Source organism: Dryocola sharpae (assembly GCF_051307055.1).
Taxonomy (GTDB): domain Bacteria; phylum Pseudomonadota; class Gammaproteobacteria; order Enterobacterales; family Enterobacteriaceae; genus Dryocola.
Genome location: NZ_CP149994.1, coordinates 2,055,585 through 2,068,896 on the forward strand (window position 1 = coordinate 2,055,585; position 13,312 = coordinate 2,068,896).

At 51.8% G+C, this 13,312-nt stretch carries 16 protein-coding genes and 1 pseudogene; 6 read left to right on the top strand and 11 right to left on the bottom strand.

Annotation, left to right across the window (positions count from 1 at the left end):
- Positions 1-8 precede the first annotated feature (8 nt).
- Positions 9-1,313 carry a PQQ-dependent sugar dehydrogenase gene (locus WLO31_RS09930; protein WP_435930283.1) on the top strand — a complete coding sequence of 435 codons (1,305 nt, stop codon included), beginning with the start codon at positions 9-11 and terminating at the stop codon, positions 1,311-1,313.
- 197 nt (positions 1,314-1,510) lie between these two features.
- On the opposite strand, the gene WLO31_RS09935 is transcribed toward WLO31_RS09930, so the two are convergent.
- The 3 genes from WLO31_RS09935 to ycgZ all read right to left on the bottom strand — a co-directional run bounded on the left by WLO31_RS09935 (position 1,511) and on the right by ycgZ (position 2,547).
- The gene (locus WLO31_RS09935; protein WP_435930579.1) at positions 1,511-1,777 is read right to left on the bottom strand and encodes a biofilm development regulator YmgB/AriR family protein; all 267 of its coding nucleotides are present in this window, start codon (positions 1,775-1,777) and stop codon (positions 1,511-1,513) included.
- Positions 1,778-1,833: 56 nt separating this feature from the next.
- The gene (locus WLO31_RS09940; protein ID WP_435930284.1) at positions 1,834-2,139 is read right to left on the bottom strand and encodes a hypothetical protein; all 306 of its coding nucleotides are present in this window, start codon (positions 2,137-2,139) and stop codon (positions 1,834-1,836) included.
- A gap of 168 nt (positions 2,140-2,307) precedes the next feature.
- The gene (ycgZ, locus tag WLO31_RS09945) at positions 2,308-2,547 is read right to left on the bottom strand and encodes a regulatory protein YcgZ (protein WP_435930285.1); all 240 of its coding nucleotides are present in this window, start codon (positions 2,545-2,547) and stop codon (positions 2,308-2,310) included.
- A gap of 334 nt (positions 2,548-2,881) precedes the next feature.
- Here ycgZ and WLO31_RS09950 point away from each other — a divergent pair, with 334 nt between their 5' ends.
- The gene (locus WLO31_RS09950; protein ID WP_435930286.1) at positions 2,882-4,108 is read left to right on the top strand and encodes a diguanylate phosphodiesterase; all 1,227 of its coding nucleotides are present in this window, start codon (positions 2,882-2,884) and stop codon (positions 4,106-4,108) included.
- Positions 4,109-4,188: 80 nt separating this feature from the next.
- Entirely contained in the window at positions 4,189-4,920 is a 732-nt protein-coding gene (locus tag WLO31_RS09955) for a MerR family transcriptional regulator (RefSeq protein WP_435930287.1), read from the top strand.
- Positions 4,921-4,951: 31 nt separating this feature from the next.
- Here WLO31_RS09955 and WLO31_RS09960 read toward each other — a convergent pair whose 3' ends face one another.
- Positions 4,952-6,253, bottom strand: a complete 1,302-nt coding sequence (locus tag WLO31_RS09960) for a glycoside hydrolase family 10 protein (RefSeq protein WP_435930580.1) — start codon at positions 6,251-6,253, stop codon at positions 4,952-4,954.
- Between the two features lie 367 nt (positions 6,254-6,620).
- Here WLO31_RS09960 and vapB point away from each other — a divergent pair, with 367 nt between their 5' ends.
- Both vapB and WLO31_RS09970 read left to right on the top strand, forming a co-directional pair.
- Positions 6,621-6,851, top strand: a complete 231-nt coding sequence (vapB, locus tag WLO31_RS09965; protein WP_435930288.1) for a type II toxin-antitoxin system VapB family antitoxin — start codon at positions 6,621-6,623, stop codon at positions 6,849-6,851.
- Positions 6,848-7,264, top strand: coding sequence for a PIN domain-containing protein (locus tag WLO31_RS09970; protein WP_435930289.1), 417 nt, complete (start codon positions 6,848-6,850; stop codon positions 7,262-7,264). The genes vapB and WLO31_RS09970 overlap by 4 nt, the downstream gene beginning before the upstream one ends.
- Positions 7,265-7,305: 41 nt before the next feature.
- Here the strand turns inward: WLO31_RS09970 and WLO31_RS09975 are convergent.
- Positions 7,306-7,479: pseudogene (locus WLO31_RS09975) on the bottom strand (restriction endonuclease); the annotation flags it as partial.
- Between the two features lie 477 nt (positions 7,480-7,956).
- On the bottom strand, positions 7,957-8,301 hold the full coding sequence (locus tag WLO31_RS09980; protein ID WP_435930290.1) for a hypothetical protein: 345 nt from the start codon (positions 8,299-8,301) through the stop codon (positions 7,957-7,959).
- 252 nt (positions 8,302-8,553) lie between these two features.
- On the opposite strand from WLO31_RS09980, the gene WLO31_RS09985 reads away from it, so the two are divergent.
- Positions 8,554-9,417, top strand: coding sequence for a glucose 1-dehydrogenase (locus WLO31_RS09985; RefSeq protein ID WP_435930291.1), 864 nt, complete (start codon positions 8,554-8,556; stop codon positions 9,415-9,417).
- 181 nt (positions 9,418-9,598) lie between these two features.
- On the opposite strand, the gene WLO31_RS09990 is transcribed toward WLO31_RS09985, so the two are convergent.
- From WLO31_RS09990 to WLO31_RS10010, 5 genes are all read right to left on the bottom strand, one after another.
- The gene (locus WLO31_RS09990; RefSeq protein ID WP_435930292.1) at positions 9,599-10,561 is read right to left on the bottom strand and encodes a GlxA family transcriptional regulator; all 963 of its coding nucleotides are present in this window, start codon (positions 10,559-10,561) and stop codon (positions 9,599-9,601) included.
- Between the two features lie 121 nt (positions 10,562-10,682).
- Positions 10,683-11,459, bottom strand: a complete 777-nt coding sequence (locus WLO31_RS09995; RefSeq protein ID WP_435930293.1) for an MBL fold metallo-hydrolase — start codon at positions 11,457-11,459, stop codon at positions 10,683-10,685.
- A gap of 389 nt (positions 11,460-11,848) precedes the next feature.
- Positions 11,849-12,139 (bottom strand): VF530 family DNA-binding protein, encoded by a 291-nt coding sequence (locus WLO31_RS10000; RefSeq protein WP_435930294.1) that lies wholly within the window; start codon positions 12,137-12,139, stop codon positions 11,849-11,851.
- A gap of 111 nt (positions 12,140-12,250) precedes the next feature.
- Positions 12,251-12,712 (bottom strand): GNAT family N-acetyltransferase, encoded by a 462-nt coding sequence (locus WLO31_RS10005; RefSeq protein WP_435930295.1) that lies wholly within the window; start codon positions 12,710-12,712, stop codon positions 12,251-12,253.
- Complete coding sequence (locus WLO31_RS10010) at positions 12,712-13,227, bottom strand: N-acetyltransferase family protein (protein WP_435930296.1); 516 nt, start codon at positions 13,225-13,227, stop codon at positions 12,712-12,714. The genes WLO31_RS10005 and WLO31_RS10010 overlap by 1 nt, the downstream gene beginning before the upstream one ends.
- Positions 13,228-13,312: the final 85 nt, after the last annotated feature.

Below are 13,312 nucleotides of genomic sequence, written 5' to 3' on the forward strand. Positions count from 1 at the left end.
AGGCCAGCATGAATATTCATAAACGCGCGTTACTTGCCGTCATTCTTGCCAGCGTGCTGAGCAGCTGTGATGACAATGCCCAGCTGGATCCGCAAAAACAGACAGGCCCCAACCCTGAAATTCCGCAGGCGCAGAACTTCCTTTTACCGCCGATGAAGGTTCCCGAAGCGACCGCCTGGAAAAAGGGTGAAATGCCGAAAGTGGCCGAGGGGCTGAAGATTGAAAAAATTGCCGATGGTCTGAAACATCCGCGCCAGGTTTACGTCCTGCCCAATAACGATATCCTGGTGGCGGAAGCAAACGGGCCCGCTAAAAAAGCACCCGCGCGCCCTAAAGAAATCATTATGGGCCTCGTGCAAAAGTCGTCTGGCAAGGGCGGCGAAGGAGGTAACCGCATTACATTGCTGCGCAACGTGGAGGGTAAATGGCAGAAACACATTTTTATAGCGCACCTGAATTCCCCCTTCGGGATGCAGCTTATCGGCAACACTTTATGGGTAGCCAACGCCGACAGCCTGGTGAAATTCCCTTATCAGGAAGGCCAGACGGCAATCCAGGGTTCAGGTGACGTTGTCACTGAATTACCGGGCGGGCCGATAAACCATCACTGGACAAAATCTCTGCTGGCAAGCCCGGACGGCAGCAAACTCTATGTGGGCGTCGGTTCTAACAGCAACATTACCGAGAACGGCATCGGCGCGGAAGACCGGCGGGCCGCCGTGCTGGAAGTTGACGCGGCCACAGGCGCCAGCCGGATCTACGCCAGTGGTTTACGAAACCCTACGGGCCTGCAGTGGGAGCCTGAGAGCGGTAAGCTTTGGGCCATCGTTAACGAGCGGGATGAAATCGGCTCCGATCTCGTGCCGGACTATATGACATCCGTACAGGAAAAAGGATTTTATGGCTGGCCATACAGCTACTATGGGCAGCATGTGGATGAACGCGTAAAACCCCCGCGTCCGGATCTGGTCGGGAAAGCCATTAAGCCTGATTACGCTCTGAGTTCCCACGTGGCGCCTTTAGGCTTTCTGTTTTATACCGGGGACAATATGCCGCAATATCGAAACGGCGCGTTCATCAGCGAACACGGTAGCTGGAACCGAAAACCGCTGAACGGTTATCAGGTGATATGGGTAAAATTTGAAAATGGTCAACCGGTAGGGTTACCAAAGCCCGTGGTTACCGGTTTTTTGACCGACGATCAAAAGCAGGTTCGCGGATTACCGGTTGGGCTGGCGATGGATAAACAGGGCGGGGTGATAATTGCCGACGACGCCGGAGATGCGGTCTGGCGCGTAAGCGCCGCGCAATAAAGCAATGAGTATGAAATAAGGGCAGGGAGCTGCCCTTTTTCATGCGTCTGCGTAGATTCTGCGGTATTTATGTGCTGCTGAATGACCAGAATTCACGTAGCGCTTCGCAATCCCGATTTTTTATATAAATTCAATGAGTTATTTATATCTCTCCCGCCACTTATGGGGTTTGGTCTGAAGGCCCGAACCCTGAATACTCAGATATCGTCGCTCGTATGATCGACTACGATTTCCAGCGTCTTACGGATAATGTCACTCGCCACGACATCGTCAACGGACTCGAGCGCGTTTATTAACCTTAAAATAATGGCCTTATTCGTAAGATGGCCGTCTGAAGCAAGAATGCTGCGGATCGCGGCTCCCAGTAAAGCGGACTCCTCTGCCAGCAGATCGCCAGCGTTACGAAAGTATGCAGACAGTGCCGTGTCGGGCAGATATGCATGAATATCTGATTTTTGAAGCATCATCTGAATCTGAGTCATTTAACTCTCACCGTTTAAGTTATTAGTCAATGGGGTAGTCAGTGCTTTTTACCGCCGCCAGGCGGCTGGTCATTAACAAACAAGGGATATACGTTGTTCTTATTTACCGGGCGGTTCTTCCGTGCGCGCGTGGTACGAATCATATTTGCCATATTGTTGTTACTGATATCAGCAATAACGTCAGCCATTATCGCGCGTCGCGCAGGGTCGGATTCTGCGGTCGCCATGCTTTGCAGCCTGGCGATAAGCGCCCTGGTGCTGACAGGCCCGTTTTCGAGCAGCAAAGAAAGTATGGCTTCTCCGATAACCGTATCTGTCAGGTATTCATCATCACTGTTATTCATAACTGCATCTCTGATGCCGCGCCATCAGGAAAGAAAAAGCGGCATGAAGTCAGTTCTCCGGTGAAGGAGAGCGGCTTAAGGTTGTCAGGTATTTATCAAACCTGAAATATTTCTCCCGCCAGGATTAACGCAGGTCATCTGTATTCCGGAGCCGTAAAGCTGTCAATTTTAACGCTCAAACAGCAGACCGATCAGCGTGTGGTAATGGTTTTCTTCGTGCTGGTCGGAGGCCTGTTCGACACGACGAAGCAGTTTGGTGCAGATGGCCTTTCGATTCAGGCTGCGGCCGTCGCTTAAGATCTCCACCACGATTTGTCCCAGGGTTTCCTGCTGAGAAGGCAGGGCAGCTTTATTGAAATAGCGGGTAATGGCATTAGCCGTATCCGGCATGTAACCGCTCTGGCGCATATGTCACTCCTGTAAAGGTGTTAAAAATCAGTAAAGTTGCAGATAAAGCTATACAAAAATTAAAAACCTGTACATTGAAAGGTGTACAAATTTAGCCGCAGGCTTGATCAAAAAGTGCTAACCTTTAAATATCAATTGGTTAAAAATAAAATATACGGCAGCAGATTTTAGAAATTTTGTACAAATACCGCAGAGGGGAGTTTAAAATACGATCGGCACGCTTAACGCTGACGGCAAAAAGCAGAATTTTTGTTAATTTCAACTGTGGTTTCACAGGACGTAGAAACGTGCGTCTGTTAAGGTTGCCGACAGACGCTCCTGCAACGGATAAAAAATGCTTACAACTATCATTTATCGCAGCCATATCTGCGAAAACGTTCCGGTTAAATCGCTTGTCGACATGGTGGCTGCGGCGAATAAAAGAAATGAACAGGCCGATGTGACAGGAATTCTGCTGTTTAACGGCACGCATTTCTTTCAGTTGCTTGAAGGGCCTGAGGAGAATGTTTTTAAGATTTACCGGCAAATTTGTGAAGATCCGCGCCATTATAATCTGGTCGAGCTGCTGTGTGATTATGCGCCTTCACGACGCTTCGGTAAGACAGGAATGGAACTCTTTGATTTAAGAGAGCATGACAGGGATGAAGTGCTGCAGACGGTGCTTGATAAAGGCACCTCTAAATATCAGCTAATTTATAACGATCGCGCGCTGCGTTTCTTCCGAACCTTCGTTGAATCTACGGAAAAAGAGAACTATTTTGAGATCCCTTCTGGCGACTCATGGGACTTTGTTGCCGATGACGGGGTCGGGCGGCCAGAAACCCTGATTGCTGATAACAAAGCCAACTGTAGCTTTGCCTTTCAGCCGATTATCGATCCCTTTGCCCGGCAGATTGTATCGCTGGAAGCTTTGATCCGGACGCCGGATGGCGACTCGCCGCAGGCTTATTTCGAGGGGTTAAGCGGGAATGAACTCTATGAGGCCGATCTCAGCAGTAAAAAAGTGGCGTTTGCGATGGCCGGTGCGTTAAATCTTAAGGAGCAAATGCTGTCTGTGAATCTGCTTCCTATGACGCTGGTTAAGGTGCCCGGCGCGGTTAGCTTCCTGTTGCAGGAAATAAGCGCGAACGGACTGATCCCCGAGCAAATAATCGTTGAATTTACCGAAAGCGAGGTTATCTCGCAACTCGATGAGTTCACTGATGCGATAAGGCAGCTGAAAGCGGCCGGCATTAGCGTGGCCATCGACCATTTTGGCGCGGGCTTTGCCGGGCTTTTACTGCTGGCGCAGTATCAGCCGGACAGAATCAAAATTAATCGCGCCCTTATTCAGGATGTCCATAACAGCGGTCCACGTCAGGCTATTATTCAGGCCATCATTAAATGTTGTTCTTCGCTTGAAATAACCGTTTCCGCCGTGGGGGTAGAGAAGGCCGAAGAGTGGATGTGGCTGGAGTCCGCAGGCATCTCCCAGTTTCAGGGGCATTTGTTCGCCGGTCCATGTTTTAACGGTATTCCGCCGGTAGAATGGCCTGAAAAAAGAGCAGGGCATGACGCTTAAGTTGTACAATGTAAAATTATTTGTACAAGCAGTATGGATTGTATAGTTTGGACACGGATGTTTTAAGCACGAGGGAATCAATGGCCTTTTACAGTATCGGCGAAGTCGCCGAGCGATGCGCAATTAACCCTGTGACGCTGCGAGCCTGGCAGCGACGTTACGGCTTGCTTAAGCCTCAGCGCAGCGAAGGCGGGCACCGCCAGTTCGACGAAGAGGATATCCAGCGTATTGAAGAGATTAAACGCTGGATAAAAAGCGGCGTGCCCGTTAGCAAGGTCAGGGCGCTGCTGGAAGGCAGCAGGGCTGCGGTACATGACGACTGGACCGCTCTGCAGGAAGATATGATGGCCGCGCTGCGCTTTGTTCATCCCGCTAAACTGCGCGCCAAAATTATGGCAATAGGGCAGGAATGCCCGGTTGATGCGCTAATTGACCACATTTTGATTCCCGTTCGCCAGCGGCTTAGCCGCGATCAAAACACCGCTCGCGCGATGTGCAGCATGCTGGACGGCGTCCTGATTGATTACGCCGTCCGGGGCCTTGCCGAATCGCGTAATAAAGAAGGAAAGGATGCTTTACTAATCGGCTGGGACAGCGATGACCGCACGCGACTGTGGCTCGAAGCGTGGCGTCTTTCCCGGCGAGGCTGGCGCATTGATGTGCTGGCGGAGCCGCTTGATTCGCCGCGTCCGGAACTCTTTCCCGGCCAACAAATCTTTGTATGGACAGGGAAAGGGTTATCGCGACGCCAGCAGGAGCAGCTGGAGCACTGGCAGGAGCAGGGATTTGCGATCGCTTTCCATCAGGCTTAATCGTAAGAGATAACGGTGACCATAAAGACATTTAGCTTCCCCATCGGCTTTTCAGGTACCTGACCGCTTCCCGGGTCTGCGGTTGATTAAGATAGCTCTCTCTGAACAGAATAGTGCCTTGAATCTGCGGCACGGATTCATTCAAGTCGAGCTGTTTTTTTAGCTCCGGCACGCCGCCGTTTATCATCCAGTCTGGTTCATTCTTCGATGGCATTCCCACTTTGTACAACGCCACGCCGATATAAAGGCGCGTGTTTGTTGGCTGTACTACATTCGCCCACCATTTTGCGAGTACGTCATAACGGGCCGCGTCGCGTGAGAAGGGCCAGTACAGCTGTGGAGCGATATAATCCAGCAGGCCCTGTTGTACCCAACGGCGGGTATCGGCATAAGATTCGTCATATGCCGCAGCGCCTCGCGTATCGGAACCAGCCGCATCGTATGAGCGATTACGCCATACGCCCGCAGGGCTGACGCCAAACTGAACGCCGGGTTTCAGCTGTCTGATAGTGCGGGAAACCTGTTCAATTAATTGCTGGGTGTTGTGCCTTCGCCAGTCTGCTTTTGAGTTAAATCCCCGGCCATAGGTTTTAAACGTCTGGCTGTCATTAATAACGGATCCGGGTGATTCGGCATAGAAATAGTCATCAAACTGCACGCCGTCAACGGCGTAACTCGTAACGACTTCGGCCACGATACTGGTTATCCAGTCACGTACTTCAGGAATGCCCGGATCCAGTACGAACCGCTCGCCAGCCGTGCGTATCCAGTCGCGATGCAGCACGAATACGCTGGGCGGTTGTAGCGACAGGGTACGATTGAGTTCCGCAACCGTTGCAGGCCTGGTATTAACGGATACGCGGTAGGGATTAAACCAGGCATGGACTTTTATGCCGCGCTTGTGGGCTTCATCGAGCATAAACTGCAGCGGATCGTAGCCAGGATCCTCGCCAATATGCCCGGTCAGCATATCTGACCACGGCAAAATTCTGGACGGCCACATAGCGGTGCCGTCAGGCTTAACCTGAAAGAACAGGGTATTGATACCCAGACTTTTTAATTTATCTAATTTATCTTTCAGCGCGTTTTGCTGCAGGCTGATGCGGCTGGCCGCGCTGCCGCCGTTAACTGAGGCTGCCGGCGGCCAGTCAAGGCGGGAAACCGTTGTCAGCCAGACGCCGCGCAGCTGTTCCGGATGCTGCGAAGCGTTTCCCGCAGCGGGCTTAACGCCGTGAGGAAGCGGAGTAATAAGCGACTGCGGCGGCGCAGAGGCGCAGCTGATAAGTAAAAGCGCAGCGGCAAGCAGACCGCCTGACCGTTTCACTTTGGCGATGCGTGAAAAGCGACAAGAACAGCTGATGATAGGCTCCGTTTTCTGACTGACGCTTGAAAAGAAACATTCTCTTATTATTCGCGCCTGAGTCAATAAAGCCATAGGTATTCTTCATGGCTACGATCCCGATAGGCATTTACTGGCGGATAAACGCCCGAATAAAGATTACTGATAAACAAAATCCGCTGCGGCGGGTCTTCTCATCGCAGTCACATCCGTGGGCTTTGTTTTTCAGATCCCATCATCAGGATAAAAAGAAAAGGGCATGGTAAAGCCAGGCATGCATTAAGAGAGTTACCTATACACGCTCATTATATGGACATATACTAGACATATGTATAGAGGCCATTGGGCCAGGAGAAGCACGATGAGAACCGTATCTATTTTCAAAAATGGCAACAACCGTGCCATCCGTCTGCCCCGCGATCTGGATTTTGAGGGGGTTAGCGAGCTGGAGATCGTCCGGGAAGGAGACAGTATCATCCTGCGTCCCGTCCGGCCGACCTGGGGCTCGTTCGCGCAGCTCGGGAAGGCCGATCCGGACTTTATGGCGGAGCGTGAGGACGTTGTCACCGATGAAGGACGATTTGACCTGTGAACAAGACCTATATGTTGGACACCAACATCTGCTCGTTCATCATGCGCGAGCAGCCGGAAGCCGTGATAAGACGCCTGGAGCAGGCGGTGCTGCGTAACCATCGCATCGTGGTCTCGGCCATCACCTATGCTGAGATGCGTTTCGGGACGATCGGAAAGAAAGCCTCGTCCCGCCACGGCCAGCTGGTCGATGCGTTCTGCGCCCGCCTCGATGCCGTGCTTGCCTGGGATCGGGCGGCAGTCGACGCCACCACGGAAATCAAAGCGGCGCTGGCCGCGGCCGGGACACCGATCAGCCCGAACGACACGGCGATCGCCGGGCACGCCATCGCCGCCGGCGCCGTGCTGGTGACGAATAATATGAGAGAGTTTGAGCGGGTGCCGGGTCTGACGCTGGAAGACTGGGTGAGGTAAGTTGCTGGTTTCAGGGATCATATCTGAAGTCTCCCTGCATGTTATTTCAGCGTGCCGGGTAATTTAATTTTAAGTGTGTAAAGCCTTTCAAATTCCGCATAGGGCTTTCCTGTTTCGGCTGCATGCCGGAGTTTTGCCTCCAAAAGTTAGGGCAGTGCGATCCCGTGACTGAGAGAATGATAAAGATCATAACTGCTGACACCAATAACCCGCTTACTTAGTTCATTTAACATAATATACATTATGCGCACCAAGATTACGTCAGGCAGAATCCGGTACGATTGCCGATGACTATGCCGCTCAGGTTTATTCCCGCCCGAGCATTGTTGGTTCGCATAACGGTCGAAATGTCTTGCGGCCTTTTATCTGGCTTACGGGTCGTCCTGTTGTTTTTCTTCGGGACCTGATTTAAATGAAACGATTGCTTGCTACTGTTGATGCCGGACAATCTGTCAGGCCGGTTGGATCCATCAACTTCCTGGGCTGCGTTGCGCGCTGGAGCTATTAACCGCTCTTCGTGATGTGTCATGCATTTATGCAAAGCCCTCTTTACAAAAGCGCCGCCGCGCTGTAATCAGCGTCAGAGAAAGTAACTGAAGTCACCAGGCCTGCGCGGCCAGCAGCAAATTATTTTGTGACTGGCCGACGCTATCACATTCTGTGTTTAAAAAGCGGAAAGTGAACCTCACGGCTTAGCGAACGTCCTTTTCATCGCGCTCGCTCAGCTCGTGCAGAGCAATCAGGCGTGAAGGCGCGCTCTCCAGCATATCGGCATAACGTTCACTGAGATCCTCCAGGCTGGTAAACTGGCCGTCGAGAAACAGGAAGCTCAGATGCTGCTCTACGTCACGCAGCATAGCGTCAACGGAATCACTCGCGCCCTGCTCATCGTTGCCATCAAGATGCCAGTGAAAGCGACCCGCTTGCTGGGTGGCACCGCCAATATCCACGACGTGGCCATCAATATTTTGTACCAGCAAGCGATCCTGGATATAGAAAAGGTTATAGGGCATCAAATCCTGATTATTCGCTGACATGGTTCCTCCCGATCTGTTTATTCATTCCCTTTCAGCATAGTCAGCGTTTTTCTGCCTTGCCTGAGAAAGGTTTGGCGCCAGAAGGTTCAGTGCCGGATCGATATAGCCCCGCGATTATGTACTACACTTAGGGGCCAATCAGGAATAAAGATGATCTTAACCCACTGTTTATCCTAATTTATATTTAAACGGTGCCTGACTATTTGTAACTGGTACTGAGTGATAAGTAATTGATCCCTTACAGGAGCCTCTATGTCGAATTCATCTCGCCCGCAACCCCCCATCCCTTCCCAGCAGCAACAATGGCCCGGTAAGACCAGCGATATGCAGCCCCTGCCCGATCATGGTGAAGAGAGCTATAAAGGTTCAGGCCGTCTGGCCGGTAAAAAAGCGCTTATTACCGGTGGGGATTCTGGCATCGGCCGGGCGGTCGCTATTGCGTTTGCGCGGGAAGGCGCAGATGTACTCATCTCTTATCTGGATGAACATGAAGATGCGAAGGAAACTGCGCGTCTGGTCGAGGATGCCGGGCGTAAAGCGGTACTGGTCCCCGGCGATATCACGGAAGCGGCACACTGTAGCGCAATCGTGCAACGCGCCGTTGAGGCTTTTGGTGAAATCAATATCGTTGTGAATAACGCAGCCTATCAGATGACACGTCATTCACTGGATGAGATCGGCGATGAAGAGTTTGATCGGACAATGAAAACAAACCTTTATGCCATGTTCCGGATCTGTAAAGCGGCAGTTCCCCATATGCCTTCTGGGGGGGCAATAATCAATACAGCCTCGGTTAATGCTGACAGCCCTAAACCAAAACTTATCGCCTATTCTGCCACGAAGGCGGCCATCATAAACTTCTCCGGTAGCCTTGCTGCGCTGCTCGCTGAGAAAGGCATCCGTTCTAATTGCGTCGCGCCTGGCCCAATCTGGACACCGCTGATACCGACGACTATGGCTCCAGACCAGATAGAAAATTTTGGCAGCGCAGTCCCGATGCAACGTCCGGGTCAGCCTGCTGAACTGGCGGCCGCTTACGTAATGCTGGCCAGCGATGAAGCAAGCTATATTTCCGGCGCAAACATTGCAGTAACGGGCGGCGTCGCTATCATCTGATTCTTTCAGGAGGATGGCCATTTTCGCCATGTCAGGAAGGATAGTTAGTTAATTCATAACCTCAGCAGGCATCTCCCGCTGGGGTTTCAACCCTTCTTTCACATTTTTAGCCTCTGCACATAGCGATGATGGATACGCTATTATTCCCGGTAGTATTTCTTTTAACGAAATCGAATAAGGATCATAGCTCATTTCGTGGGCCACGAAACGCCCGTCGCCACTCGCTGGGGCTGATGTCAAACCGTGCCTTGAAACTCTGCCGGAAGGAAACCGGGGATTGAAAACCTGACAGTCTGGCCACGGTTTCCACACTGTCGTCCGAAGTTTCAAGCAGTTCCTGGCTGCGGTGCAGCCGCTCAGCGTTCAGCCATTCACCAACGGATACGCCGGTTGCTTTAATAAAATGACGGGTAAATGTCCGACGGCTCATATTCACAAATCGGGCCAGGGAATCGAGATCGTGAGGCTTATCAAGATTGCGCCGTAGATAATCCAATAGTTCGTTAATTTTATTATCACGGGTACTTTCCGGCACCGGACGCTCAATAAACTGGGCCTGGCCTCCTTCGCGATAAGGCGGGATCACCATGCGGCGGGCCACGCGGTTAGCCAACGTGCTGCCGTATCGTTCACGTACGATGTACAGACAGCAGTCTATCCCTGCAGCCGTTCCGGCCGATGTGATAAGGCGGTCATCGTTGATATATAACGCATTGGTATCCAGATTTACCGCTGGAAAACGATCGGTAAAATCACGTTCAAACTCCCAGTGCGTCGCTGCCCGACGATTATTAAGCAGTCCTGCATAGGCGAGCACGTAGGTCCCAAGGCAAAGCCCCACCGTTTCGGCCCCACGCCTCCAGGCCGCTGTAACGGCTTTAAGCAAGGTCTCCGAAGGTTTGTTTTCAGGATGGCTCCAGAATGGAATAATGACAATATCTGCGGTATCCAGCGTATCGAGGCCTTTATCGACGTTAACAGAGATCCCGATGTCCGAATGCACAGTACCCGGCCGCTCTGCACAGATATGCAGATCGAACAGCCCCTGTTCCGGCATTGCCTGACCGAAAATGATGCAGGGGACGGAAAAGTGGAACGGACTGAAGCCGTCGGTGGCGATAACCGCCACGGAAAGAGCAGACATAACGTTATTTCCAGGTTTGGGTGAACAGGTTTGGCTCATCTGACATGGCGAAGCTCCTGAGAATGCCGCCGCCATGCTCAGAAGCCTGTAAACAGGCGGCTTCCCTCGCCTGTTTCCCTTGTCAGAAAGTACAGGTTTCTCCATCTGCCGGGATTAACACGCTGTCCTGAATGCCTTTCTCAATAGCATAGTCGCGCAGTTCTTCACGGCTGAGGATACAGTGGTTAACGGCTTCCATATGCGATGCCACAATCATAGCCCGGGGGATAATCTCGTGAGTATGGAGAATATCTTCTTTACCCATAATAATCGCGCCGATACCATCGACCTGTGCAAAACCGGCATTTAACACCACAACATCAGGCTTCCAGGCGTTAAGGCTGTCCACATATGGATTGACCCAGATAGTGTCCCCTGCAATATATAACGTTTTCTCATCGTCATGTTTAAATACCAGACCACATGCATCGCCAAGACGGGCTGCTATTTCAGGATTGGCATAAGCCTCATCGCTGCCGTGCTGACCGTTAGTTTTGATGATGGTTATGCCGGCAAACTCGCTGCTGTCCGCAAGAACGCGCACGTTGCTAAAACCCTGAGAGCGGATCAGCTCAGCATCGCTTTCGTTTTGCGTCAGGATGAGCATCTCTTTAGCCACTTTTTCCTGAGCCCCTTCATCCCAATGATCGGGATGGGTGTGGGTAACAACGATCGCATCCACATCCAGCAGGGTATCAATTGATACCGGCAGCGCCACGAGTGGATTACGCAGGTGTGAACGCGCCGTCCCCGGAAAACCTTCCCAGGCCTCTTTATCGGCCAGCATAGGATCTATCAGAAATTTAGTGCCGGCATATTCAAGCGTTAGCGTGGCATTCCGAATTTGGGTCAGCTTCATTTAATTGCTCCATATGTTGAATCTTATTAACAGGTTTAACGCCTGTGTCTTAGAGGCAGACGCCCTGTTGCAGGTATGGAAGCATTATATGAGGAGCATAAAATAAGAGTGAGTAGCCCAAAGGTCAAATATAGATGGAATCGGGTCACTGTATCCCCGGTATCCCCGGTATCGTCTGGCGATCCCCCTTTCCTGTTTTGCTGAGCAACTTTCAACTCACAGTTTCTGCATACGCGTTTCACCGTGGCGCGGCTTGCCGGGTAACAGAAGCCCGTGCAGGCCAAAGCGCTGACCAACTACCTTAAAAGCGGGCCTGAAGGCAATCCGGGGGTTCCGTCAGCCATAACCATAATCGCCGCCTGTTACCTGCCCTAATCTGCCGGAGCCAGTCACTCTTTTTCTTTTGCTCGCCAGTTAGCCCACGGGCTGGCAGCTGGCGGCTCTTCTTCTGGCGCGGCCTGTTCAGTCAGGGAATCAATATAAAGCTCTTCTACTTCTTTGCGCGCCCAGGGCGTGCGGCGCAGGAATTTCAGGCTGGATTTAATGCTCGGATCGCTTTTAAAACAGTTGATATTGATACGCTTCGCCAGTTCCGCCCAGCCGTATTTCTCCACCAGAACGGTCAGCAAAACTTCGAGGGTGATACCGTGCAACGGATCTTTTGAGGGATGCATAGTCATTTTGTCCTGCGATACGCTAGAAATTGCGCACACCTTACTGTCTCCAAAAGGCTTGTGCAATATTGGGGGCGGCAACGCCCGGTTTTCTTTCTACCGGGCCAGCAGTATCGCTTATGAGATTGTCTTAATCATATTGAAGCCGGTTATCTGAAATCCGCATTTTTCATATAAGGCCTTTGCCGCCGGATTGTTCACGGCAACTCTTAGCCCGATTTCGCTAACCTGCAGCGCTACGCGGGCTTCCATTTGTGCCAGCGCTGCGCGTCCCAGGCCGCGCCCACGCCACTCGGGATAGAGATAAAAATCTGAGATCCACACGGCATCCCGATTCCTGGCAAGCCAGAAATAGCCCACAATCACGTTCTCCTCATCCGCGGACAAGATACACCACAGATTATTGGCTTCAGTGTCGGGCCCTTCGGTGAGGGAAATATCGATGGCATGGGTGGCGATATCCCGGGCCTTCTGTACCGGATATCCGCGTGAGTCATGTAGATCCCGGGCATATTCCGCAATAAATATTGTCCGGTAAGCGGGGAACTCAGCCCCGGTCATTTCCCTTAAAACTATCATCACTTGCTACCTTCGTCCTTAATTTGCTCGCTTTGCATTACCGGCAACACGCAAACCATCTCCATGCAGCGCAGGCTGGTTCCGGCCAGTGACGATGGATACAGCGCTTCTTCTATCACGGTAAAGCCGTTTTTTTCATAAAATGCGCAGGCGTTCGGCGTTGAAGAAAGCGTGAGCTGGGTTAGCCCCCTTTTTATGGCCTCTTCTTTTATCGCCTGCAAAATCCGGCTTGCCATTCCCTGCCCCAGAAATGCCGGTAAGGTAAACACGGCTTCTACCGAACCGGATGTGAGATCCAGAAAGCCTGTCGCTGCCGGTCTGTTGCTGGCCGGGTCATCCACCACGAAGAATGGATTATTCGCGATGGCGCCGGAGAAATTTGCGGGCATTATCTCCGGCGTCCAGGCGGCAATCACTTCCGCCGCATAGCTTTCGCGGCAACCATACCTTATCGCCTGATTGCGGATATCCCACAGCGCTTGCGCCTCATCGGGCAATGCCAGCCTGACTTTCATATTCACCCTCCGGAAAAAGACCATCGACACCCTTAAACTGAGCGAAATCAATCTATTCTGCAACTCGTTCCTCATCTTATTGATC